Raw genomic sequence first — 22,855 nt, forward strand, 5'->3', positions numbered from 1 at the left:
GCAGAGCTGAACCAGACAGGTCCGGGCAGAGCTGAACCGGACAGGGCGAGGACTGAGCCGTACCAGGCCGCGCGGGGCCGGTCCGCGCGGGGCCGGTCCGCGCGGGGCCGGTCCGCGCGGGGCCGGTCCGCGCGGGGCCGGTCCGCGCGGGGCCGGTCCGCGCGGGGAGGCGTCCGGTAAGGGCGCAGGTCCGCGCGGGGACGCGTCCGGGCAAGGGCGCAGGTCCGCGCGGGGCCGGGCAGGGCGGGGCCGGAAAATCCGATGGGAAACGGTCGGTGCCCGGTGGTAGAAAACAAGTTCGATCCCATCATCGATCCGCTCGGGGGCGAGCTCGTGGTCACCAGCAGTTCGGAGTTCTCCGTATCCGGCCGCCCGCACGACAGGCGGGGGCCGGTGCGCTGGCTCTGGTCCCATGTTCGCCGCCAGCCGCTCCAGCTGACCGGGTTCCTCGGCGCATCACTGATCATGGTCGTGCTCAACGCCATGGTCCCCGGGCTCACCGGCGCGGCCTTCGACGCCGTGCTGGGCAAGGACGGCGGCGGAGCGCGGGCACTGGGCGCGATCTCGCTGGTGCTGCTCGCGATCGTGCTGGCCCGCGGCGCCTTCGACGTCGTCGCGCGGCTGGCCAGCGAGGTGCTGGCCAAGCGGCTGGAGCGGGACGCCAGGGACGAGCTCTACGTCAGCCTGCTCGGCAAGAGCCAGACCTTCCACAACAGGCAGCGGGTCGGCGACCTGATGGCACGGGCGGCCAACGACATCCGGCAGCTCTCCACCATGATCAGCCCGGGTGTCGACCTGATCGTCGACTCCGGCCTGACCGGCCTCGTGCCCCTGGTCTTCATCGTCACGATCGATCCGCGGCTGCTGCTGGTGCCCGGCGTCTTCGCGGTCGCCTTCGTCGTCGCGCTCCGGCACTACATGGCACGGCTCAACCCCGTGGCGACCCGCATGCGGGAGCAGTTCGGCGATCTCAACGCCGGGCTGAACGAGGCCGTCCGCGGCATCGAGGTCATCAAGGTGACCGCGCAGGAGGAGCAGGAGCGGCGGCGGTTCAGGACCCTGGCGCGGCACTACCGTGACTCCTTCGCCCGCAACGGCCTGGTCCAGGCCCGATACCTGCCGACCCTGCTCTTCGCCTTCGCGATGGCCGGCTCGCTCTGGCACGGCCTCTACCTGCACTCCGCGGGTGCCATCACGATCGGCGAGCTGGTCGCCTTCATGGGCCTGGTGGCCATGCTGGGCTTCCCGACCAACATCTCGATCTTCACCTTCTCGCTGGTCCAGATCGGCATCGTGTCCTCCCGCCGGATCCTGAGCATCATGAACACCGAGACCGAGCTCGGACAGCGCGCCGACGGCCACACCGCGCCGATCAGCGGAGAGATCGTCTTCGAGAACGTGACGTTCGGCTACGGGGAGGACGACCCGGTGCTGCGCGGGGTGACGTTCACCGTACGGCCGGGCGAGACCGTGGCGATCGTCGGCGAGACCGGCTCGGGCAAGAGCACCCTGGCGAAGCTGGTCCCCCGGATCTACGACGTCACCGCGGGCCGGATCCTCGTCGACGGCGTGGACGTCCGCGAGTGGGACCTCGACTCGCTGCGCTCCCAGATCTCCACCATCGAGCAGGACATCGTGCTGTTCTCCCGGTCGGTGGCCGAGAACATCGCCTTCGGGCTGGGCCAGCGGGCGGAGCGGGAAGCCGTCGTCCGGGCCGCCGAGGAGGCCCAGGCGGCCGACTTCATCGGCGAGCTCGACGACGGCTACGACACGGTCATCGGTGAGCGTGGCGTCACCCTCTCCGGCGGCCAGCGCCAGCGCCTGGCCATCGCACGGGCCCTGCTGACGGATCCGGCGATCCTCGTGCTCGACGACTCGACGAGTGCGATCGACTCCGCCACCGAAGACAGGATCCAGCAGGCCATCGGCCGCGTTCTCGACGGGCGCACCACCTTCCTGATCACCCACCGGCTCTCCCAGATCCGCTGGGCGGACAAGGTCCTGCTGCTCCGCCGGGGCGAGCTGGTCGACTACGGCACGCACGACGAGCTGCTCACCCGAAGTCGCCTCTACCGGCGGATCTTCGCCCATTACGACGAGGTCGACGTGGCCGACAGCACCGACGGCACCGACGGCACCGTGTCCGGCGACACCACCGACCCGGCCGTGGTCCTCGCGGGCGAGCAGGGAGCGCAGGGCTGATGGGCTTCATCATGGACGGCCTCGACGCCGAGGACTACGACCGCACCTACAGCGATCGTGACCTCCTTCGCCGGATCCTGTCCTACTTCCGGCCGAAGCTGGGATCGATGATCCTGGTCGCGGTCATGATCGTGCTGTTCTCTCTGAGCCAGGCGGCCATGCCGTTGCTGGTCAGCTGGGGTGTGGACGGGATCGAGGACGGCACGATCGCCGACGTGGGATGGCAGCTCACCGCCGGCCTGCTGCTCGCCGGGGTGCTCGGCTGGCTGTTCAACTTCGTCCGCCAGTGGCAGAGCGCGAAGGTCACCGGCGACGTCGTCCTGCATCTGCGCCAGGACGCGTTCGACGCCGTGCTGGAGCGTGACCTGTCGTTCTACGACGAGACGCCGTCAGGCAAGATCGTCAGCCGGGTCACCTCCGACACCGACGACTTCGCCACCGTCTCCACCCTGACGATGGACCTGATCAGCCAGGTGCTGATGGTCGGTTTCGTCACGATCCTGCTCTTCCTGCGCAGCGTCGAGCTCGCCCTGCTGACCCTGCTCGTGGCGCCGGTCGTGATGGGCATCGCCCTGCTGTTCCGGCGGGTCGCCCGGAGCAGCACCCGCAGGGCTCAACGCTCGCTGAGCCGGGTGAACGCCACCCTGCAGGAGACCATGGGCGGGATCACCGTCGCCAAGAACTTCCGCCAGGAGCAGCGGGTCTACGACGAGTTCCGCCCCATCAACCGGCAGAGCTACCAGGTGACGCTCAGGCAGGGGTTCGTCTTCTCCGGCATCTTCCCCGTGCTCTTTCTCGTCGCCGGGCTGGCCACGGTCATGCTCGTCCAGCTGGGCGGCACCACCGTGCTCGGCGGCGGGCTGTCCAGCGGCGACTGGTTCCTCTTCCTGCAGGGCGTCGCGCTCTTCTGGTTCCCGCTCACCTCCATCGCCGCGTTCTGGTCCCAGTTCCAGCAGGGCCTGTCCGCGTCGGAGCGGGTCTTCGCCCTGATCGACGCGCCGCCCCGGGTCGTGCAGACCGATCCCCAGCCGGTCGGCGGGCTGGCGGGCCGCATCGAGTTCCGCGGCGTCACGTTCGGCTACGAAGCCGAAAGCCCCGTGCTGCGGGACTTCGACCTCACCATCGAGGCGGGCGAGAGCGTCGCGCTGGTCGGCCACACCGGTGCGGGCAAGTCGACGCTCAGCAAGCTGATCACCCGGTTCTACGAGTTCCAGGACGGCCGGTTGCTGATCGACGATCGCGACGTCCGCACGCTGGACCTGGCCGGATACCGGCGGCAGATCGGCGCGGTGCCGCAGGTTCCGTTCCTGTTCAGTGGCACCGTCGCCGACAACATCCGCTACCCGAGGCCCGAGGCGGGCGACGAGGAGGTGCTCGCCGCGGCCGCGGCGGTCGGCGGGGGCGACTGGATCGACGCCCTGCCCGACGGCCTGCGGACCGACGTCGGCGAGCACGGCCGCGCCCTGTCCATGGGCCAGCGCCAGCTCGTCGCGCTGGCCCGCCTGCTCATCCAGGATCCGGCGATCGTGGTGCTCGACGAGGCCACCGCCAGCGTCGACCCGCTGACCGAGGCCCAGATCCAGGAGGGCCTGGACCGGGTGCTGGCCGACCGCACCTCCATCGTCATCGCGCACCGGCTGTCCACGATCGAGCACGTCGACCGCATCATCGTGCTCGATCACGGCCGGATCGTCGAGGAGGGTGACCACACCACGCTGCTGGCTCACGGTGGCCACTACTGCCAGGTCTACAACACCTACTTCCGGCACCAGTCTCCCAACTACCGGCCCGGTTCCGGGTTCGTCTCGGTCGCCGGCTCCGCGTGATCGAGGCCGTTCGAACCGGGAGTCCCCGGCACCGGCCTTGAGGACTCCCGGTTCGAGCGGCCGGCGCGCGTCGTCGAGAACGGCGTGCCGGGCGGCCCCTGACCCCCGCCACCCGATCGATCCCCGCCACCCGATCGATTCGTCACTCGACGGAAATGCTTGACGTATGACGTCAAGTAGTTGATGCTGATCACCAATACTTGACGTTCGATGTCAATTAGGGGAGGAAGCATGAACACCTGGACGGAGGCGCGTGACGCGCTCGCGGACGATCTGGAGAGGGTCGTCGGCGGCCGGCTGCTCGATCCGCTCGACATCCTCTTCGGCACGGCGGGCCTGATGCGGGACCGGCTGGCGGCGGAGGCCCGCGCCTGGGCCGAGACGCTGCTCGGCCAGGACGACCAGGCGGCGATGTACACCGCGATTCGCCTGGTGAGCGCCCTGTACCCCGGGGACGCCCCGTTCGACCCGCCGGCCGGGTGGTGGGGCACTCCTTTCGGCCAGGCCGTGCTCCGGCGGGCGGGGCATCCCACCGCCGTCGCCGTCCCCGTGGCCGTGGCCGCGGGCATGCTCGGCATCACTCGCCAGGGCGTTCACGACCTGGCCAACCGCGGCAAGCTCGAACGGCATCCTCCCGGCATCACCGTCGCCTCCATCCGTGTCCGGCTCACCGCCCGCGCGCCGAACCCCGTAAAGGAAGGTCACACATGACCGACGACCACGCCGCCCCCGGCGGCCTCCTCCCGCTCGGCGACGGGCCGGCCGTCGGCCGTCTCGGCTACGGAGCCATGCAGTTGCCGGGTCCCGGGGCCTGGGGGCCGCCCGAAGACCCGGCGGCGGCCCGCGCCGTCCTGCGCCGGGCGATCGAGCTCGGCGTCACCCACATCGACACCAGCGACTTCTACGGCCCGCATGTGGCCAACGACCTCATCCGCGAGGCACTCCACCCCTATCCCGACAATCTGGTGATCGCCACCAAGGTCGGGGTCGTCCGCGACGAATGGCGCGGCTGGAATCCCGCCGCCGCACCGGCCCAGCTTCGCGACCAGGTCGAGGAGAACCTCTTCCGGCTCGGCAGGGCCCGCCTCGACCTGGTCTATCTGCGGGTCGGCGGCGACGGCCTGCTCTTCCCCGACGACACTCCCTTCGTGGAGTCGTTCGCCACCCTCGTCGAGCTGCAAGGGCGTGGTCTCATCCGGCACCTCGGGCTCAGCGGGGTCACCACCGCCCAGCTGGCCCAGGCCCGCGAGCTGGCCGCGGTGGTCGCGGTACAGAACCGCTTCAACCTCCTCGACCGTGGCAGCTCCGACGTCCTCGCGGCCTGCGAGGAGTACGGGATCGCCTTCGTCCCGTACTTCCCCCTCTCGGCGGGAATGCTCAGGCCCGGCCTGGACACGTCACAGGCTCCGCCCGGCATGGCCCCCACCTCGGAGCAGGAGCGGACGCTGGACGACGTCGCCGGACGTCACGGCGCGAGCCGTGCCCAGGTGGTGCTCGCCTGGCTGCTGTCCCGCTCCCCGGTCACCCTCGCCATCCCCGGGACCTCCTCCGCCGCCCATCTGGAGGAGAACGTCGCCGCGGCCGGCCTGCGGCTCACCGAGGACGACGTCGCCCGGTTGGACAAGCTCGCCTGACCGGCCTCCGCCCGGTGGCCGGGGACGCTAGCCGGCGGGCTCGGCGATCAGCGCCGTGCCGGCGCGGCGGAAACCGAGCCTGGCGTAGATCCGGGCGACATCCTCGTCTCCCGCCGACAGGAAGACGGTCTTGACCCCCCGGGAGCGGGCGTCGGCGATCAGCACCGCGGTGACCGCGAGCGCGAGGCCGCGACGGCGAGCGGCGGGCAGCGTGCCGACCCCGACGATCTCGCTCACCTCCCCGACCTGGTTGTGCTGGCCCGCGCACAGCGCCGTACCGCCCTCGACGGCCGCGGCTATCACCGTCAGCCCCGCCCGGACCCGTGCGGCGCCGCTTTCCAGGGAGCCGTCAGCGGTGCGGGCGAGGACCGCCTCCGCCAGGTCCGCGGTGTCCGCCGCGCCGACGCGCGTGCCGGGCTCGGCGAAGGCGAGGTGGGGAACCACCAGCGCGGAGGGCAGCGCCGGGTCGTCCGCCTCCAGGACCCGCACCGCCGGGTGCTCGGGCGCTCCCTCCGGCGCGACCGGCGCGACGTCCGTTCCGAGCACCATCAGCGGGTGCTCGTGAACCGTGAGCCCCGCCTCCTCGACCGCGGCGCGAAGGGTGGGCGTGGTCTCGGCCACCCACTCGAAACTCTCCGGGATCCCGAGCTCGCGCTGCCGGTCGCGGACCCGGGTCACGTCGTCGGCCCGCACCGGGCCGGACCACCCGGAAGCCGGGCGCGCGTAGAAGGGCCACCCCACGCCCTCCCGTACGAACAGGGTGAGCGGCCCGTGGTCCTCGACCCTGGCCTCGCGTCGCGGAACCGCGTCGTAGTAGTGCTCGATCAGGTCCAGCAGGGCCCGGGAGCCTTCAGTGGCAGTCATGTCCCGCATCCAAACAGCGACTCGTGGGCCGACGCCACTGCATTACGCGCCGGTCACGGCTGTCGCGGCGATGCGCCACGGCGCGGCGCGGCGCGGCGCAAGACAGCACAGCGCGGCACGGCGCGGCGCGGCGCAAGACAGCACGGCGCAAGACAGCACGGCGCGGCACGGCACAAGACGGCAGGAGGCAGCACGGGGGCGGCGCGGGCGGGGCAGGGGTCTCCCGCCACGGGCACCGGCCCGTTCGGCAGGGTTGTGAATCTACGGGGCCGCGAGGGCCGCGGAGCCTTCGGACTCGCTCACCAAGCCCGGAAATATCACCTGAACATGCATTGAAAACGCCTAAATACCTATTATCGGTTCATGCAGCGGAAAGAAGGCTTTCCGCATCAACGGTTCCGATCGGGGCGTGTCCCCACGAGCATCGCGCCATCGGGAAACCATCCTCTGCTTACGGCAGAAGCATCTTTGTCACCTTATTATTGGTGATTTCCACCTTTCGCAGGCCGCATAGCAAGCGATGATGTTGCGATGAGTGGCAGCAAGAAATGAACAACGGCGATGAGAACAGCGGCGACGTACGGCGGCGACCGCTCCTGTTCATCAGCTCGCAGCCCCCTCCGGGACCGCTACGTGACCTCAGGGACCTGCTGCACGAACTGTACCTGGAGGCCGGGACCCCCACTCTCGACGACATCGCCGGGGGAATCGCCGGTGACCTCCCCGGACCCGGTGCCCCCGGACGCGACACCGTCCGCCGGATACTGGCCTCGGCGGAGACACTCCCCAGCCAGGCCGACCTGACGGCGGTCATCACCGTCCTGGCCCGCCTGGCCCGGCGGGATCCCGCCGGCACCGCCGACCGGGGTCGCGAGCTGTGGAGGAGGGCCCGCCTGGGCTCGCCGTCCGGACTGCCGATCCGCTCGCTGGCCGACCCGTTCTCGCTGGGGGTGCACCGGGCGATCGACGCGGGCGCGGAGACCGCCGGAATGGCCGGCCTGCCCGCCTACGTGCCGCGCCCCCATGACGACCGCCTGGCCGCCATCGTACGGCGGGCGACGGCCGGACGCAGCGCGGTCGCGATACTGGTCGGCGACTCGTCGACCGGCAAGACCCGGGCCTGCTGGGAGGCCGTGCGGCTGCTGCCCGGCGGGTGGCGGCTGTGGCGTCCGGCCGACCCCGGCCGTCCCGGGACGACCGCCCTCGCCCTGAGCTCCATCGCGCCGCGGACCGTCGTGTGGCTCGACGAGTCGCAGTCCTACCTGCTCACCCCGGCCGGCGGCATGGGTGAGCGCGTCGCCGCCGGGCTGCGGGCCCTGGTGAGCGACCCGGAGCGCGGCCCGGTGCTGGTCCTGGGCACCCTCTGGCCCGAATACTGGGCCGCCCTCACCGCGGCTCCGGCCGCGAGCGGCGGCACCGACCTCCGTACCCAGGCGCGGGCGCTGGTGACCGGCGCGGCCATCCACGTCCCCGGCCGTTTCACCGGCTCCTCCCTGGAGGCGGTACGCGGCGCGGCGGGCGGCGATCCGCGCCTGGAGCGCGCGTACGCCGGAGCCCGCGACGGCCGGATCACCCAGTACCTGACCGGCGTGCCCGGCATGGTGGAGCGCTACCGCAACGCGCCCGCCCCGGCCAAGGCCGTGATCGAGGCCGCGATGGACGCCAGGCGCACGGGGCACGGCCCCGCCCTCCCGCACGCCCTTCTGAAGACCGCCGCGTTCGACTACCTGACCGACTACGAGTACGGCTCCCTGCCCCGGGACTGGTTCGAACGGGCCCTGGCCTACGCCTGCGGTGCCCACGGCCCCCTCACACGCGTCGGCCCCCGCCACGACGAGCCGTCCGCGTACCCCCGCTACCGGCTGGCGGACCACCTGGAACAGCTCGGTCGCGCCGAGCGCCGTACGCGTCCCGCTCCCGCGGCCCTGTGGGACGCGCTCGTCTCCCACGCCGATCCCGGGGACCTGCCGTGCCTCGCCGCCCAGGCTCGGGCTCGCGGTCTCTACCACCACGCCCTCCTGCTGTACGGGGCCGCCGCCGCGGCCGGCGACCCCGACGCCCCGCGGCAGGCGATCGCCCTGCTCGGGGAGACGGGACGTACCGAGGAGGCGCTCACCTGGCTGCGGATCCACGGCGGGCCGGACAACGCCCAGGCCATCGGCCGGCGCGCCGCCGTCCTCCACAGGGCCGGGCACCGCGAGAGGGCGATCGCCGCCTACCGGCGCGCCGCGGAGGCGGGAGACGCCGACGCCCCGAGGGAGGCGATCGCCCTGCTCGTGGACGAGGGAAGGGTCAAGGAGGCGCTCACCTGGCTGCGGGCCCACGACTGGTTCGGCGACGCCGGCCTTCCCGTCTGGACCGCGGCGCTCCTCGACAGGGCGGGACACCGCGAGGAGGCCCTCACCGCCTACCTGCGCGCCGCGAGGACCGGGAACGTCGACGCCCCGGAGTGGCTGGCCTCCCTGCTGTACAGGACCGGCCGCAGGGAGGAGGCGGTCGCCGCCTGCCGTCGCGCCGCGAGAACCGGCGACGGCCACGTCCTCAAGCAGGCCGTCGCCCTGCTGCGGGAGATGGGACGGGCCGAGGAGGCGATCACCTGGCTGCGGATCCGCGCCGAGGCGGGTGACACCGACGCCCTGTGGGAGGCGGTCGAGCTGCTGCGGGAGTCGGGACGGGCCGAGGAGGCGATCACCTGGCTGGAACCCCGCGCGGAGAAGGGTGACCATCGCGCGATCTCGACGACGGTCGAGCTGCTCCGGTACACGGGACGGACCGAGGAGGCGATCACCTGGCTGAGCGCCCGCGCCGAGACCGGCGACACCTACGCCTACTGGCGATCGATCGGCCTCCTCCAGCGGACAGGACAGATCGAGGAGGCGATCACCCGGCTGAGCGCCCGCGCCGAGACCGGCGACCGCCTGGCGCTCGAGGAGGCGGTCGAGCTGCTGCGGGAGTCGAACCGGGCCGGGGAGGCGATCACCTGGCTGTACGCCCGCGCGGAGACCGGCGACCGCCCCGCCCTCGACCTGCTGCCGCACCTCCTGGAGAGGGCGGGGCGGACCACGGAGGCGATCGCCGCCCACCGGCGCGCCGCCGAGGCGGGAAACGCCGGTTCGCACTGGTCGATGGCAGCACTGCTGCACCGGGAGGGTCACCTGGAGGAGGCCCTGGCCGCGTACCGGCGCGCCACCGAGGCCGGGCACACCGGCGACGGCCGGCGGATGGCCGAGCTGCTCCAGGAGACGGGCCGGACCGAGGAGGCCCTCGCCGCGTACCGGCACGCCGCCGACGCCGGGGACGCCGGTGCCGGCTGGCGGATGGTCGAGCTGCTCCAGCGGACGGGCCGGACCGAGGAGGCGATCACCTGGCTCCGGGCCCGCGCCGAGACCGGCGACACCGACGCCCTGTGGAAGGCGGTCGAGCTGCTCCAGGAGGCGGGACGGGCCGAGGAGGCGATCACCTGGCTGCGGGCCCGCGCCGAGACCGGCGACGTCGCCGCCCTCGGGCGGTTCGCCACCCTGCTGTACCAGCTGGACCGTTCTGAGGAGGCGGTCACCTGGCTGCGGGCCCGCGCCGAGACCGGCGACACCGACGCCCTGGACCACGCGGTCGACCTGATGTACGAGACGGGCCGGGCCGAGGAGGCCCTCACCTGGCTGAGCGCCCGTACCGAGGCGGGCGACACCGGCGCCCTGACCTGGACCGCCGTCCTGCTGCGCGAGACCGGCCGTCCGGACAGGGCGGTCCTCGCCTACCTGCGCGCCGCCGAGCTGGGCCTCCCCGGCGCCCTGCGGCAGGCGATCGGCCTGCTGAGACGGCTGGGCCGCACCGGCGAGGCGGACCGGCTCCGGCGGTACGGGATCACCCCCGGCAGGACGTGACCCCCGCGTCGGACCGGGCCACCGGGGTGCGCGCGTGGCGAGGCAGGCGGCGGACAGGTCAGGAATCGAGAAGCGTGCACCCCCACACCGCGCCTAGCGTTACCTGCATGAATATCACCGTTCACGCGAGCTTCCTGCCGCACGAGGACCCGGACGCGTCCCTGGCCTTCTACCGCGACGTTCTCGGCTTCGAGGTGCGCAACGACGTCGGGTACGGCGGGATGCGCTGGATCACGGTCGGCCCCGCCGGCCAGCCGGGCGTCTCCGTCGTCCTGCAGCCGCCGGTCGCCGACCCCGGCGTCACGGACGACGAGCGCCGCACCATCGCCGAGATGATGGCCAAGGGCACCTACGCCGGCATCCTCCTGGCCACCGACGACCTCGACGGCACCTTCGAGCGGGTGGAGGCCGGCGGCGCGGAGGTGGTCCAGGAGCCGGTCGAGCAGCCGTACGGGGTTCGCGACTGCGCCTTCCGCGACCCCGCGGGCAACATGATCCGCATCCAGGAGCTGCGCTGAGCCGGATCCCGCGGTCCTCCTGACGGTCGCCGCCGGCGGCCGGATCACCGTCGCCGCGGCGCAGGCACCTGGGGGCGGATGTCGCGGCCACTCCGTCGGCCCGCCCCCCCCTGCGGTCAGCACGATCGCCACGGCAACCACCAAAAGGAGCGTCACCTCAATGAGCGCCGCATCGAAAGCCGACGACGACAAGCAGAGCGCGTCCTCCGGGGAGGGATTCTCCGATGCGGAGCGTGCCGCCATCAAGGAGCGCGCGGCAGAGCTGAAGGGCGCTGCTCGCCGCGGCCGGGGCACGGGCAAGGCGGCGGCCGACGAGCGGGACGTGCTGGCGAAGATCGCCGAGATGGCGCCGCCGGACCGTGCGCTGGCCGAGCGTGTGCACGCCGTCGTCACGGCCGCCGCTCCGGAGCTGGCGCCGAAACTGTGGTACGGCCAGCCCGCCTACGCCAGGGCCGGGAAGGTGGTGTGCTTCTTCCGCAGCGGGCAGGCGGACAAGGAACGCTACTCCTCGCTGGGGTTCACCGTGGAGGCGAATCTCGATGACGACGACGGCATGTGGCCGACGGCTTACGCCCTGACGACGTTGAGCGAAGCCGGTGAGGCGGCGCTCACGGAGCTCGTCAAGAAGGCCGTGAGCTGAGGTTCGGCAAGTCTGGGAGGCGCGGGTGAGGGCCCAGGACTTCTCCGCGAGGTCGCGTGAACCCTCTGATGGGAAACGCCACCGTTGAGAGTCGGCTGAGAACCGTCGTTCAGATAACGCTTCTCAGAAGGCACGGCGACCCCGGACCGGGGAAGGGATGGGGCCGCCTTGGTTCTCATGACCATGCTCCCGGCTTGGCATGCCAGGTCAATGTGGCGGCCTCGCCGGCGAGAAGCGGGTCCGCAAAGGCTGCTACCAGGTCTACGACATGAGTGAACTGCTCAGGGTAACCGCTTGCCGCAGTTCTCTGCCGACGTCGCCAGGCTGTGTAGGACGACTGGCGACGCTCTCCGAGATCGGTGATCGAGGACGTAAGTGATCGCAGGGGAATGCCACGATGTCCAGCGGTCGCGGTTAGAGCTTCGGTGAGTTCGCCACCATCAAGGGTGTTGAGGGTCACGATGCGATACAGGTCGGCGTAGTCCCGCTCTCGGGTGTTGATGTCGCCGAGCGCGACAGCGGTGGTGAGCTTCTCGGCGATGACCGTGGCGAGCGGATAACCGAAGATCTTGAAGCTGTCGGTGGAGAGTTGCTGGGGGTAGTCGATGATCTGGGGTTCGGGAGTAACAGGGTCACCGAAACTGATGTCCAGTTGGAGTTTGAGGATTGCGCGGGCGATTGTCGCGGTCATGGTCAAACGCAGGCCGTTGTACTCCTCATCCGCTCGAATCGGGACGGTCTTGAGGGTGCCGGGATCGAACATGACGCCATCGTCAACCTCGGTGGTTGCGATGGTCGCGATTCTCCGGATGATTTCAGCTTCGTCGCTGGGAAACGCGCGGCCCAGAATGTCGATGTCGCGGGTCATCCGGCGTGCGCCGAACTGGGCAAGGAGGAGGCCCCCCTTGAGGATGAAGTGGTGGCCGCCTTCCGGAGAAAGCCCCATCCGGTAGAGGAAGCGTTCGAGCACGTACTCGACCATGGTCTCATCGGTGGAGCGTCCGCTGCGGCGGGCCAGATTGCGTAGGTCGTTATAGACGCGACCGGCGGTTGTATCGCGTGTCGGGTTCGGCATCAGGCGAGCACCGCCTCGACAGCCGGACGGACGGCCGACAGTGCACCCAGCTCACGAGCGATTTCCTGAAGGTCGCGAACCCCGCCGGCCCCTTCACGGCGAAGGTAACGGCCAAGTGCGGCCAGTGCGAGTGTTTCACCGAAGCGCCGACGATGACGCATCGCGTCGACGACGCTACGTGCGGCGCTGTACATGGGGACCATTTCATGCGGCGCTGCCTCGAACCGCTCGACAGCCAGGGAGAAGGTCTCCGCCGCATACTGGGCGACCGTGGTTGGCGGGTAGGAGATCGAGGGGCGGTGCGTGCCGCGGGGAACCGCGATGTGGACGCTCATCGGGATGTCGTCGATCAGTTCATGAATCGCGAGGGCGGACTCTCCGCACACGACCGCACGTGGGACGCGCATGCAGACAGCGAGCAGGTCGAGGTACGCGGTCGCGGGAGCGTCCGCACGACGATAGACGCCTCGCGAAAGCTCTTCGACGTCACCGGCCGTGGCCAGCATGGTCAGATCACGCGGTGAGAGGCCTGCCTGCCTGGCCTGCGTTGCTGTGAAAGTCGGTGGAAGAGCGCTCAGGCGCTTTTCAAGCCGAAGGCCACCGGAAGGGGTCATGTATCAAATCCTACCCTTCTAACCCTACGAGGGGTAGGATTTGATACATACGCCCGTCCGCGTGCGATGACACAGCGATCTGTATCGTCGTGTCGAGATCTCAGCCACATCGAGGACTCCCGCCGCCGCTTCGACACGTAGCCCGAGCAAGCGCCGACCCATCCCGTCACGTACCGCGTCTCACCCTCATGCGGTACGGCTTCGACGGCACGGCGACCCCGGACCGGGGAAGGGATGGGGCCGCCGTGCCCGCTCAGAAGTGGCCGACGGTGGCCGAGGTGGAGGTCAGGGCCCAGCGGTACAGCACGCTCGTCTCCGCCTCCCGCATCTGCGCCTTCAGGCCTTCGACGGTCCGGTCACAGATGATCAGCGGTTCGGGGGTGGGCCAGGTGGCGACGGCGTGAAAGAGCCGGCTGCCGGTGCCGTACAGGACGGCCCATCCTGGCCGGGTGATCTCTAGCGTCGCGGCCTCGGCGCGGGCGTCGTGGTCCCAGGTGTAGCGCGGGACCGGGGTGATGCTCTGACCGTCGCGGTGACGCCCACGCGCGGCGCTCAGGCAGCGGCGGATCACATGATCACCTGCTCGGCCTGCTCCTGCGGGGCGTGCTCCTGTGGGGCGTGCTCCTGTGGGGCGTGCTCCTGTGGGGCGTGCTCCTGTGGGGCAAGAGCCTCCTGCTCTCGTGCCGTCCGGTCCTGGACCTCCTGTTCCTGGACCTCCTGTTCCTGGACCTCCTGGGCGAGGGCCTCCTGCCGGTCGGTCTCGGCCCGCAGGGCCTCCAGGCTGTCGCCGTCGACGGTCCGTTCGGCTCCGGCGTCGCAGGCGGCCGGGGAGAAGGGCTTCTCCCCGCTGGCCCAGAGGCGCCCGGCGTCGCTGAGGATCAGCCTCCAGCCGGGAACGCCGGCGGGCTCGGGGTGGTGGACCTACCATCGTTCATCGATCGGACCTCCGTCTGATCAAGGGCCCGTCCGGTCGTCGGTAGCGGTGGACGGGCCCGCTTCATGGGCTGGTCAAAGGCGCGGAGGGGTGTGCCGTACGAGCCGGGTGTCCATCAGCGCGGCGGAGGGCTGGACGTACTCGTGGTCGGCGGCCCGGCCGGGACAGCCGTGCGCGTAGGGGGCGTGCCCGCAGGTGGCACAGCCCATCGGCATCGGCGCCGCGTCGGCGAAACAGCCGCAACCACCGACCACCTGCCTGTCGAGAACGGGAGCACTAGGGTTGCTCACGGGTCAGGACTGCCTTCCTGATCAAGGGCCCGTCACGGTGTTCCAGCACCGGGCGGGCCCGCTTCATTGGCCTTGAAGCGGATTCCGAGCCTCCGCAGTTCCTGTCTGCATGTGCTCGTTCATGCTCGTATACACATGAGCGGCCATGAGTATGGCCGTCATCGTCTCCTCATGATCGAGTTCGAACGCGATCGGCCGATATGGATCCAGGTCGCGGAGACCCTCACAGCGAGGATCGAAAGCGGCCAGTACCCGCCGCGCCATCTGATCCCCTCCGAGGTGCAGATGGTGCAGGAGTTCGGCATCGCCCGGGGCACGGCCAGAAAGGTGGTCGCCTACCTCCGTGAACGGGGGGTGGTCTACACCGGCTGCCCAGGCGGAGACGTCTATGTAGAGGCGAGGGATCAGGTGGAGAACCTTAAGCTGACGTTCGAACGTCTTTCTGGTGTGTGCTTGTCCCCCGAGGAGTCTGCGGCGTTCGTTGCTGCGGTAAGGAGTGACCATGCCCCCCTCTGACCTGACTGGCGCCGTATGGCGTAAGAGCAGCTACAGCGGTGGAAGCAGTGACAACTGCGTGGAAGTAGCCATGAACCTGCCCGGCTTCGTCGCCGTCCGTGACAGCAAGGACCCGTCCGGCCCGATGCTGACCTTCTCCCCGACGGTCTGGAACGAATTCCTGGCGGGCATCCGCAGCGGAGAAATCTGACCCGACCATGCACGCCGCACGGTCAGAACCCCCAGGAAGCCATCTGGCCGTGCGGCAACCTGTGAGTGCGGGGGCCGGGTTCGTCGGTTCTCAGCGAAACGCTGACAGCCCTTTTTGGGCGAGCAAATCCTCGCCGCATCGGATCAGCTCGATCCTGTACGCCTTACCACGACGCTTGATCTTTATTTTGTCGAGCTCCCGGAGCTCGATTGTTTTCATACCGGCGTGCACCAGGACGGGATGGAAGGAGAAATCGAGATCACCGACCATCTGGTCGAGCAGGGTGGCGCCGTGCTGAATCTGCTTGGCAACATGACTTATGTTGGACCCGCCTCCTTTGAGCTCGATGGCGCAGCCCAGGAAAGCAGCTCCTTTTTCCATCCAAAAGATGAAGTCGCATAACTTCTGGCCTCCGAGCCCGTGGTTCTCCTGGAGTTTTGTGCCGGAGAGACATACCCAGGTTTCGGCGGGACGCGGCAGCTTTATCCGGCAGTTGCCTTCTTCGCAACGTGTGGAAACGCAGCAACCACCGTGCCTGTCTCGAATTTTTTGGACGATGCTAGGTGGCAGCATTGAGCTGCCTCTCCAGATCCACGTTCTGGTTGTAGAGCTGCTCGGCGATCAGGCCGAAGCTGGATTCGGGAATCCCTTCGAGGGGATCGACCGGCAGACGTGTGACAACGGTCCCCGCGACCGATGGTTCGAAAAGGTACGCACTGACCCTGGAGGCTTTGAGTCGCACATCTGGATCGATTCCGGTCTCCATGGCACGTTGCTCACTCATGGAGGAGGCGACGATCGCGTTGTTCAGCTGTTGCAGGAAGAACTCGCTGTGCGTTGTAAGGGCTACCAGCAATCCCTGATTGACGAGCTTCGCGACGTTTCGCGCCAGCACGATCTGGGTGGCCGGATGGAGATGCGCCTCCGGCTCTTCGAAGATGAGGAGATCCCCCTTCCGCAGAACATGCCGCAGATACAGAACTACCGGGGCGAGCTCGGAGACCATCGAGGAGGTCCGCCCGACCGGGAAGGCCCCCGCCGTCGTCTGGTACAGGATCTCCGAGTTGCCTGCTGCGTCGCTCGTCAGGAAGATCTCCCCCTGGAGCACCTCTTTTTCGAGTACTCGCGCCTCTTTCTCAAATCCGCGAGAATCCTGGACTCCTGGCTCCAACTCCAGCACTTCGCTAAGGAAATCTGTCACCACTCCGGTCAGAGTGGGAATCTGTATATTCCGCAATCCGGCGAGCGACGAATTGCGCAGAAGAGAACCTGCGATCACCTTATGAGATTGCATGAGGCCGGAGCGTGCAGCGGGCAGATACTTGGAATGCACAGGCACTTCACGGAAGCATACGCGATTCAGCTCCACTCCCAGATCACGAAGAAAACTTCGTCTGGCGCGAGCTGGACGTCGACGGATCCGGCTCCAGTCCTGATGAGTCAGGAGCTGCCATACCTCTCGCAACAGAGGCGCCTTGTAGTGAACCAGCGGCGACTTACCGGATATAGCTATGTGTATCGTCCACGCCGGATGCGCGCTGATGATCTCGATGCTTGCCTTCGTGGATTTTTTCTGCACGCGCCTGAGATTGTTCACAGGAGTTCCGGTCACGCGCTCAAGTTCTTCGACCAGTGTGTCCGCGTACTCCACCAACGCAAGACGCACACTTTCCTGGTATATGTTACGAATATATTCAGGAAGCTCGTCGAACTCCGGCTTATGCTTCTTGGCCACGGCTTCTGCCAGGAAGATTTCGGCATCAAAAAGAAGGTCGTCTTCGATGTCCTGATAAGCCGTTCTGAACGCGTTGTGGAAACGCGCCGTAGCGCCTATGGCCATGCGGGAGAGCGCAGCATACATGACCGTCGCGACGATGGATTTCCCAGAGTTGTTGGGGCCGATGAACACCATCAGTGGATCAAGTTCGACAGTGGCGGAGCTCACCGGTCCGACGTTATTGATGCTGATCTGCAATTTGCACCGTCTGTCATATATGTCGCGAGCAGCAGGACCGCATCCAGTCACACTACTCAGGCAGGCAAGATCATCAGTCTAGGTCCCTCGTATATCGATTGATGAGCTTCCGCCGGGCCCGGTGTGGCGAATGGCTGACGGTCCGCGGTGACCGCACGGTCCTCCCCGTCAGCCGTCGCCCTCGCCGAAGGGGTCCTACCGGCCACCGCGACCGTTGCCGCCGTTCCCGCCGCGACCGCCAGGACCGTTGTCCCAGCCGGGCCTGTCGAAACCGCCGGAGTCATCGGGGCTGTTGATCTCGAAAGAGTTCTCGTCCTCGTCGTCCGAGGGGGGCGGCGCGGGCTGGCAGCTCTGGCCGCAACCGCCGAACCGCTCCGTGTTGATCGGAGTGAACGACGTCGGCTCGACGTTCTTCAGCGCCGCCAGCATCGTGTCCTTCCAGATCGGGCCCGGGATGCTGGCGCCGAAGACCGAGCCGTAGTAGCGGCCGCCGATGGTGACGCCGTTCAGCTTGTAGTCCTGCGAGCCGCGCGGGTCGCCGATGCTGACCGCGCCGGCCAAGTCCGGGGTGAACCCGGCGAACCACGCGGTGGCGGAGCTGTCGGTGGTGCCGGTCTTGCCCGCCGCGTCGCGGCCGATGCCGCCGACGGCTCGCATCGTGCCCTTGGTGAACACGCCGGACAGCACGTCGGCCGCCGCGTCGGCGACCTCGGGGTCGATCGCCTGGCGGCACTTGGGCTTGTAGTCGGTGACCTTGCCGTTCCTGTCGGTGATCCGGGTGATCGCCATCGGCGCGCAGTACTTGCCGCGCGCGCCGATCGCGGCGTACGCGTTGGCCACGGTCACCGGGTCCATCTCGTTGGTCCCGAGCGTGAACGTCGAGAACTCCAGGAGCTTGAGCCCGTCGGAGCGGTGGATGCCCAGCGACTTGGCGGTCTTGATCGTCTCGCAGAGCCCGACGCGCTTCTCCAGCGCCATGAAGAACGTGTTCACCGAACCCCAGGTGCCGGTCTGCAGGGTCTTCCAGCCGGGGTTGCCCTCGTCGTTGGTGACGGTGTGGCTCAGGTCACCGATGTTCTCGCCCTTGCAGTTCTTGAAATCAGAGGGGCTCGAAGCGCGGAAACCGGCCCCGGCCGCCAGCCCGTCGTTCACCTTCATCCCCTGCTTCAGCGCGGTGAGCAGCGTGAACGTCTTGAAGGTCGAACCGGCCTGAAGGCCGACGCCGCCGCCGTGCGCGGCGTCCGCGACGAGGTTGTAGGAGATCTCGTTCCTGGCCTTGCTCCGGCCGTACGGGCGGCTGGCCGCCATGGCCTTGATCGCTCCGGTGCCCGGCTGGACCAGGGCCTCGGCCGCCACCGGCTTGTCGGAGGGGTGGACCCACTTCCTGATCGCCTTGTCCGCCGCCGCCTGCATGGTGGGGTTGATCGTGGTCCTGATCGTCAGGCCGCCGCGGTTGAGGAAGTCCTCGCGCGCCTTGGCCGTCTTGCCGAAGTCGGGGTTGCGCAGGATCTCGTTGCGGACGTAGATGCAGAAGTACGGGTAATCACTGGACTCGCAGCCGCCGGGAAACTTCGTCCCCTTGTAGCCGAGCTTGGTGGCCTTCGCCTGAGCCGCCTCGGCCGGGGTGATCTTGCCCAGTTCGGCCATCCGGTCCAGCACGACGTTGCGCCGGTGCAGCAACCGGTCGCGCTGCTTCTTGCCCAGGTTGGGGTCGGTGGCGTTGGGGTCCTGCACGGCGCCCGCCAGCGTCGCCGCCTGCGGCAGGGTGAGCTCGCCGGCCTCGACACCGAAGAACCGCTTGGCCGCCGCCTCCACGCCGTAGGCGCTCGCGCCGAAGTAGGCGATGTTCAGGTACTTCCCCAGGATCTCGTCCTTGGTGTACTTCTCCTCAACCGCCATCGCGTGACGCAGCTCGTTGAGCTTGCGCGCGTAGCTGGCCTCCAGCGCCTTGCTCTTCTCCTCGTCGGTGTCGGCGGAGTTGAGCAGGACCTGCTTGACGTACTGCTGGGTGATGCTCGATCCGCCCTGGCTCACCCCGCCCGCGTGCAGGTTCTTGGCGAACGCGCGGATCGTGCCCTCGAGGTCGATCGCGCCGTGCTGGTAGAACCGGTAGTCCTCGATCGAGATGATCGCCGTCTTCATGACCTCGGCGATCTGGTCGAGGTTGACGACCTCGCGGTACTCCTCGTAGAACCGCGCGATCTCCTTGCCCCCGGCGTCCTGCACGATCGAGACCTCGGCGGGCGGAGGTTCGACGAGGTCCTCGGGTTTGAGATTCAGCTCGTTGGTCGCCGACACGAAGCCGAGACCCGCGCCTCCCACGGCCGGCAACGCGATTCCCGCGACCAGCAGGCCCGCGGCCGCCCCGATGGCGGCGAGCCGCCCGATCTTGGAAGCGACACCCGACTGTCCTTCACCCCGTTCAGCCATAAGCCATAGATTATGGGGTTTTCAAGGTGCTCCTCGCACGTGATTCGCAATGTGTGGTCATCTTCCGGGACGGCCGGAGGTTCCGGCGTGCTCACCGACGAGATCAGGTGGCGAACCAGCCGGTCCGCGAACGCCGCCACGACCGTTCCGGAAACCGGGCACCGAACAGGAACCTCATGATCGTTGACTGCCTCGAATGCCATGCCGGGTGACTTTCCCGGGTCGGGTCCGGGCGACGGCCGAAGGATCTGCAGCTCCTCCGGCTCATCCGGCGAGGATCAGCTCAGCCGGGCGTGCGCGTACGCGGTCATGGCGTCGCGCATGTACGCGGCCAGGCCCGCGGCGATCCGTTCGTAGTTCGCCCTGAACTGCTCGTCGTCGGCCTGCATCTGAGCCAGGTGCGCGTACTCCGCCGCGGTCGGCGTCCAGAACCGGGTCATGTGCCCGTAGTGGACGTCGAGCTCGGCGAGAACCGCGGGGTCGTCGGCGGGCGTGCCGGCGGCCATGAGCTCGGCCATCCGGATCATTCCCGCCGTGGCCTCCCGCCCCATGCGGTCGAGCTCCTGCGGAGTCGCGGTGTCCAGGAGCTCCTGCTGCCCGGACCGCTCCCAGTGCTCCGGCCACCGCTCGCGGGCCTGCTCGCCGTACCTCGCCCCGTCGAACCCCTCGAACAGATTCTCCGGCCTGCTGATTTTGGACATCTCACCCTTCCCTTCGCTCTCCTGGAGTTCGGTGATGGTGCGAGCCACCACGCGGGCCACCGCGTCCAGCCGGTCGCGCTCGCCCAGCAGCCGCCGATGGTGCTCGCGCAGTGCCGCCACCGGGTCGGTGTGCCGGTCGACGATCTCCTTGATCTCGGCGAGACCGAGGTCGAGCTCCCGCAGCACCAGGATCTGCTGCAGTCGCAGCAGCTGGTCCTCCTCGTAGTGGCGGTAGCCGTTCCCGCCGACCCAGGCGGGTGCCAGCAGCCCGATCTCGTCGTAGTGGCGCAGGGTCCTCGACGTCACTCCCGACATCCGCGCCACCTGTGCGATCGACCACGCCATGGCCTGCCACCCGTTCCCACCGTCACCGAGCCGGATCTTCCGGCTCGTTCATGACGGTAGATGTTGACGCGACGGCAAAGTCAAGCCGGGAGCGGCAGGTCAGATGCCGTGCGAACGCCATGCCCGGACCAGGTCCACGGTGGCGTTCAGCCTGCCGCACGAGGGTCGGCGGTGGCGTTCAGCCTGCCGCACGAGGGTCGGCGGTGGCGTTCAGCCTGCCGCACGAGGGTCGGCGGTGGTGTTCAGCCTGCCGCACGAGGCGGGTGGTTCGAAGTGAGGGAAAGGGTGTCCCGATCGATCCTTATCGTGTACCAGCCTCCGCGATCGACCACTTCGGGAACCGGGACACCGGAGAATCCGCAGAGTGTGGTCAGCAGGATGGGCATCGCATCGCCGTGTGAGGAGGCGACGACACGACCGTCGGCGTGTCGAACAGCCATGATCGCGACCGCCCGCAGCATCCGGCCCGCCACCCACGATAGCGCTGCGTAGCGCAGAGATCCGGAGCGTTTCGGCTGTTCGGGAAACGCGCTCGAGGGCGGAGCGAACCGCCGGACCTCGTTCTCGTACGGAGCGATCCCCCTCGTGAAGTGCCGAAAGGTGAGGGGCGACGGCTGGAGCGGGTGCACGTGCCGCGCTGCCCGGGCCGGGTGGCGGGGAAGGCTCACTCGCCGGGCGGGAAGTCCGCGGAACGGCTCACCTCCGCCCACCGCGCGGCCTCGGCGGCACGGTCGCGGGACGACTTCTCGGCCATGTCCACCGCGTCCGAGCCGAGCAGCAGACGCAGTGGCGGCTCGTCGAGGTCCACGGTGTCGAGAATGACGCGTGCCGCCCGCGCGGGGTCGCCCGGTGCCGTCCGGTCGAAGCCCGCGCGCCGCCGGTTCATCGCGCCGACGGTCTCCTCGTAGTCCGGTCCCACAGCCGGGATGCGCATGGACGATCCGGCCCAGTCGGTGCGGAACCCCCCGGGCTCGATGATGGTGACCTTGACGCCCAGCGGCTTCACCTCGTTGTTGAGCACCTCCGAGAAGCCTTCGACCGCGAACTTCGCGGACTGGTAGGCGGCCAGGCCGGGGGACCCGCCCACGCGCCCGCCGATGGAGGAGAACTGCAGGATGTGCCCGGAACGCCGACCGCGCAGCACCGGCAGGGCCGCCTTCGTGACATTGACGACGCCGAAGAAATTGGCCTCGAACTGCGCGCGGAAGTCCTCGTCCGAGGTCTCCTCGATCGGGGAGGAGTTGGCGTAGCCGGCGTTGTTCACCACCACGTCGAGCCCGCCGAACTCGTCGACGGCCAGCCGCACGGCGGCGCGTGCGGCCTCGGCGTCGGTGACGTCGAGTGCGAACGTACGCACGTGGTCGCCGTACTTCCGCACGAGGTCGTCGAGCTGTTCCGGCCGGCGGGCGGTGGCGACCACCCGGTTTCCGCGCTCGAGTGCGGCCACCGCGAGCTCGCGTCCGAAGCCGCGTGAACTTCCGGTGATGAGCCAGGTCCTGATCACTGTGCCTCCTCAGGCAACGTGTCGACTATCTGCCACATAAGTGTGACACTAATAAGAGTTTGTGCCTCACACTTGTGTATGTCAAGCGGACAGATGTCACACCTCAGTACACTGGCGGGATCATGAGAGCTGACGCCGCCCGCAACCTCGCCGCGGTCCTGCATACGGGTGCCCGCCTGCTGGCCGAGGACCCGTCGACCAGCATCGGCACGATCGCCGCCGAGGCCGGAGTCGACCGGCGGACCGTCTACCGGCGCTTTCCCACCAAGGAGGCCCTGCTCGCGGCCATCTTCCAGGCGAAACTCGACTCCTCCGAGCGGGTCCTGGACCAGGCCCGGCTCGTCGAGGCTCAGGTGGCGGTGGCGCTGCACCGGTATGTGGAGGGCATAGTCCCGGTCAGCCGGGAGTGGCCGGTGGACGTGCGCCGGATGATGCGCGCGAATCCTGACGCGAGTGCCCGCAGGGAGGAACAGAGCGCGCGGCTCGACAGGTTCGTCCAGCGGGCGGCCGACGAAGGCCTGCTACGCGCCGACGTGCCCGCCGACTGGGCCCGCGCCATGCTGGATCACCTGGTCGACACCGCCGCTCACCGTTTCCCCCTGCTCGAACCCCCTCAGGCCGCCGATCTCGTCGTCGACACGTTGCTCAACGGCGTCGGACGGCGATAGCCGAGGATCTTCCGGACTCCGTCCGACGTCTCTCCCGGCCCGCTGACG

General features: G+C 69.0%; 21 protein-coding genes. 11 read left to right on the forward strand and 10 right to left on the reverse strand.

Features of this window, described 5'->3' with window-relative positions; genetic code table 11:
* Positions 1 to 282: 282 nt before the first annotated feature.
* From AB0F88_RS36815 to AB0F88_RS36830, 4 genes are all read left to right on the forward strand, one after another.
* Positions 283 to 2,202 (forward strand): ABC transporter ATP-binding protein, encoded by a 1,920-nt coding sequence (locus tag AB0F88_RS36815; RefSeq protein WP_362695327.1) that lies wholly within the window; start codon positions 283 to 285, stop codon positions 2,200 to 2,202.
* Positions 2,202 to 4,028: an ABC transporter ATP-binding protein gene (locus AB0F88_RS36820; protein WP_362695329.1), complete on the forward strand. Its 1,827-nt coding sequence runs from the start codon at positions 2,202 to 2,204 to the stop codon at positions 4,026 to 4,028. The genes AB0F88_RS36815 and AB0F88_RS36820 overlap by 1 nt, the downstream gene beginning before the upstream one ends.
* Before the next feature lie 231 nt (positions 4,029 to 4,259).
* Complete coding sequence (locus tag AB0F88_RS36825) at positions 4,260 to 4,739, forward strand: hypothetical protein (protein WP_362695331.1); 480 nt, start codon at positions 4,260 to 4,262, stop codon at positions 4,737 to 4,739.
* Complete coding sequence (locus AB0F88_RS36830; RefSeq protein ID WP_362695333.1) at positions 4,736 to 5,662, forward strand: oxidoreductase; 927 nt, start codon at positions 4,736 to 4,738, stop codon at positions 5,660 to 5,662. The genes AB0F88_RS36825 and AB0F88_RS36830 overlap by 4 nt, the downstream gene beginning before the upstream one ends.
* A 27-nt stretch (positions 5,663 to 5,689) precedes the next feature.
* On the opposite strand, the gene AB0F88_RS36835 is transcribed toward AB0F88_RS36830, so the two are convergent.
* Entirely contained in the window at positions 5,690 to 6,526 is an 837-nt protein-coding gene (locus AB0F88_RS36835) for a GNAT family N-acetyltransferase (RefSeq protein ID WP_362695335.1), read from the reverse strand.
* A 548-nt stretch (positions 6,527 to 7,074) separates the two neighbouring features.
* Between AB0F88_RS36835 and AB0F88_RS36840 the strand changes: the two genes are divergently transcribed.
* From AB0F88_RS36840 to AB0F88_RS36850, 3 genes are all read left to right on the forward strand, one after another.
* Positions 7,075 to 10,407 carry a tetratricopeptide repeat protein gene (locus AB0F88_RS36840; protein ID WP_362695337.1) on the forward strand — a complete coding sequence of 1,111 codons (3,333 nt, stop codon included), beginning with the start codon at positions 7,075 to 7,077 and terminating at the stop codon, positions 10,405 to 10,407.
* Between the two features lie 107 nt (positions 10,408 to 10,514).
* Entirely contained in the window at positions 10,515 to 10,925 is a 411-nt protein-coding gene (locus AB0F88_RS36845; RefSeq protein WP_362695339.1) for a VOC family protein, read from the forward strand.
* 160 nt (positions 10,926 to 11,085) lie between these two features.
* Positions 11,086 to 11,565 (forward strand): DUF1801 domain-containing protein, encoded by a 480-nt coding sequence (locus tag AB0F88_RS36850; protein ID WP_362695341.1) that lies wholly within the window; start codon positions 11,086 to 11,088, stop codon positions 11,563 to 11,565.
* A gap of 175 nt (positions 11,566 to 11,740) precedes the next feature.
* Here AB0F88_RS36850 and AB0F88_RS36855 read toward each other — a convergent pair whose 3' ends face one another.
* The 3 genes from AB0F88_RS36855 to AB0F88_RS36865 form a co-directional block, all read right to left on the reverse strand.
* Entirely contained in the window at positions 11,741 to 12,640 is a 900-nt protein-coding gene (locus AB0F88_RS36855) for a nucleotidyl transferase AbiEii/AbiGii toxin family protein (protein ID WP_362695343.1), read from the reverse strand.
* Positions 12,640 to 13,254: a type IV toxin-antitoxin system AbiEi family antitoxin domain-containing protein gene (locus AB0F88_RS36860; protein ID WP_362695345.1), complete on the reverse strand. Its 615-nt coding sequence runs from the start codon at positions 13,252 to 13,254 to the stop codon at positions 12,640 to 12,642. The genes AB0F88_RS36855 and AB0F88_RS36860 overlap by 1 nt, the downstream gene beginning before the upstream one ends.
* A 253-nt stretch (positions 13,255 to 13,507) precedes the next feature.
* On the reverse strand, positions 13,508 to 13,825 hold the full coding sequence (locus tag AB0F88_RS36865) for a hypothetical protein (RefSeq protein WP_362695347.1): 318 nt from the start codon (positions 13,823 to 13,825) through the stop codon (positions 13,508 to 13,510).
* 32 nt (positions 13,826 to 13,857) lie between these two features.
* On the opposite strand from AB0F88_RS36865, the gene AB0F88_RS36870 reads away from it, so the two are divergent.
* Positions 13,858 to 14,208 carry a hypothetical protein gene (locus AB0F88_RS36870; protein ID WP_362695349.1) on the forward strand — a complete coding sequence of 117 codons (351 nt, stop codon included), beginning with the start codon at positions 13,858 to 13,860 and terminating at the stop codon, positions 14,206 to 14,208.
* 54 nt (positions 14,209 to 14,262) lie between these two features.
* On the opposite strand, the gene AB0F88_RS36875 is transcribed toward AB0F88_RS36870, so the two are convergent.
* The gene (locus AB0F88_RS36875) at positions 14,263 to 14,478 is read right to left on the reverse strand and encodes a hypothetical protein (protein ID WP_362695351.1); all 216 of its coding nucleotides are present in this window, start codon (positions 14,476 to 14,478) and stop codon (positions 14,263 to 14,265) included.
* Positions 14,479 to 14,649: 171 nt separating this feature from the next.
* On the opposite strand from AB0F88_RS36875, the gene AB0F88_RS36880 reads away from it, so the two are divergent.
* Both AB0F88_RS36880 and AB0F88_RS36885 read left to right on the forward strand, forming a co-directional pair.
* Positions 14,650 to 14,994: a Scr1 family TA system antitoxin-like transcriptional regulator gene (locus tag AB0F88_RS36880; protein ID WP_362695353.1), complete on the forward strand. Its 345-nt coding sequence runs from the start codon at positions 14,650 to 14,652 to the stop codon at positions 14,992 to 14,994.
* On the forward strand, positions 14,981 to 15,184 hold the full coding sequence (locus AB0F88_RS36885; RefSeq protein WP_362695355.1) for a DUF397 domain-containing protein: 204 nt from the start codon (positions 14,981 to 14,983) through the stop codon (positions 15,182 to 15,184). Before AB0F88_RS36880 ends, AB0F88_RS36885 begins: the two co-directional genes overlap by 14 nt.
* A 90-nt stretch (positions 15,185 to 15,274) precedes the next feature.
* Here AB0F88_RS36885 and AB0F88_RS36890 read toward each other — a convergent pair whose 3' ends face one another.
* From AB0F88_RS36890 to AB0F88_RS36910, 5 genes are all read right to left on the reverse strand, one after another.
* On the reverse strand, positions 15,275 to 15,757 hold the full coding sequence (locus AB0F88_RS36890) for a hypothetical protein (RefSeq protein WP_362695357.1): 483 nt from the start codon (positions 15,755 to 15,757) through the stop codon (positions 15,275 to 15,277).
* A complete protein-coding gene (locus AB0F88_RS36895) occupies positions 15,744 to 17,129 on the reverse strand; it encodes an AAA family ATPase (RefSeq protein WP_362695359.1) in 1,386 nt (461 codons plus the stop codon). The genes AB0F88_RS36890 and AB0F88_RS36895 overlap by 14 nt, the downstream gene beginning before the upstream one ends.
* 225 nt (positions 17,130 to 17,354) lie before the next feature.
* Positions 17,355 to 19,589, reverse strand: a complete 2,235-nt coding sequence (locus AB0F88_RS36900; protein WP_362695361.1) for a transglycosylase domain-containing protein — start codon at positions 19,587 to 19,589, stop codon at positions 17,355 to 17,357.
* A 278-nt stretch (positions 19,590 to 19,867) separates the two neighbouring features.
* Complete coding sequence (locus AB0F88_RS36905) at positions 19,868 to 20,635, reverse strand: MerR family transcriptional regulator (protein WP_362695363.1); 768 nt, start codon at positions 20,633 to 20,635, stop codon at positions 19,868 to 19,870.
* A 664-nt stretch (positions 20,636 to 21,299) separates the two neighbouring features.
* Positions 21,300 to 22,139: an oxidoreductase gene (locus AB0F88_RS36910; RefSeq protein ID WP_362695365.1), complete on the reverse strand. Its 840-nt coding sequence runs from the start codon at positions 22,137 to 22,139 to the stop codon at positions 21,300 to 21,302.
* A gap of 122 nt (positions 22,140 to 22,261) precedes the next feature.
* Between AB0F88_RS36910 and AB0F88_RS36915 the strand changes: the two genes are divergently transcribed.
* Positions 22,262 to 22,807 (forward strand): helix-turn-helix domain-containing protein, encoded by a 546-nt coding sequence (locus tag AB0F88_RS36915; protein WP_362695367.1) that lies wholly within the window; start codon positions 22,262 to 22,264, stop codon positions 22,805 to 22,807.
* Positions 22,808 to 22,855: the final 48 nt, after the last annotated feature.

The sequence above is a fragment of the Streptosporangium sp. NPDC023963 genome (assembly GCF_040639135.1).
Taxonomy (GTDB): Bacteria; Actinomycetota; Actinomycetes; order Streptosporangiales; family Streptosporangiaceae; genus Streptosporangium.

Coding starts and splice junctions, on each gene's coding strand:
- AB0F88_RS36850 (WP_362695341.1), top strand. CDS start 11,086: ATGAGCGCCGCATCGAAAGCCGACGACGACAAGCAGAGCGCGTCCTCC.
- AB0F88_RS36915 (WP_362695367.1), top strand. CDS start 22,262: ATGAGAGCTGACGCCGCCCGCAACCTCGCCGCGGTCCTGCATACGGGT.
- AB0F88_RS36845 (WP_362695339.1), top strand. CDS start 10,515: ATGAATATCACCGTTCACGCGAGCTTCCTGCCGCACGAGGACCCGGAC.
- AB0F88_RS36885 (WP_362695355.1), top strand. CDS start 14,981: ATGCCCCCCTCTGACCTGACTGGCGCCGTATGGCGTAAGAGCAGCTAC.
- AB0F88_RS36825 (WP_362695331.1), top strand. CDS start 4,260: ATGAACACCTGGACGGAGGCGCGTGACGCGCTCGCGGACGATCTGGAG.
- AB0F88_RS36900 (WP_362695361.1), bottom strand. CDS start 19,589: ATGGCTGAACGGGGTGAAGGACAGTCGGGTGTCGCTTCCAAGATCGGG.
- AB0F88_RS36890 (WP_362695357.1), bottom strand. CDS start 15,757: ATGCTGCCACCTAGCATCGTCCAAAAAATTCGAGACAGGCACGGTGGT.
- AB0F88_RS36860 (WP_362695345.1), bottom strand. CDS start 13,254: ATGACCCCTTCCGGTGGCCTTCGGCTTGAAAAGCGCCTGAGCGCTCTT.
- AB0F88_RS36905 (WP_362695363.1), bottom strand. CDS start 20,635: ATGGCGTGGTCGATCGCACAGGTGGCGCGGATGTCGGGAGTGACGTCG.
- AB0F88_RS36855 (WP_362695343.1), bottom strand. CDS start 12,640: ATGCCGAACCCGACACGCGATACAACCGCCGGTCGCGTCTATAACGAC.
- AB0F88_RS36880 (WP_362695353.1), top strand. CDS start 14,650: ATGATCGAGTTCGAACGCGATCGGCCGATATGGATCCAGGTCGCGGAG.
- AB0F88_RS36830 (WP_362695333.1), top strand. CDS start 4,736: ATGACCGACGACCACGCCGCCCCCGGCGGCCTCCTCCCGCTCGGCGAC.
- AB0F88_RS36820 (WP_362695329.1), top strand. CDS start 2,202: ATGGGCTTCATCATGGACGGCCTCGACGCCGAGGACTACGACCGCACC.
- AB0F88_RS36835 (WP_362695335.1), bottom strand. CDS start 6,526: ATGACTGCCACTGAAGGCTCCCGGGCCCTGCTGGACCTGATCGAGCAC.
- AB0F88_RS36840 (WP_362695337.1), top strand. CDS start 7,075: ATGAACAACGGCGATGAGAACAGCGGCGACGTACGGCGGCGACCGCTC.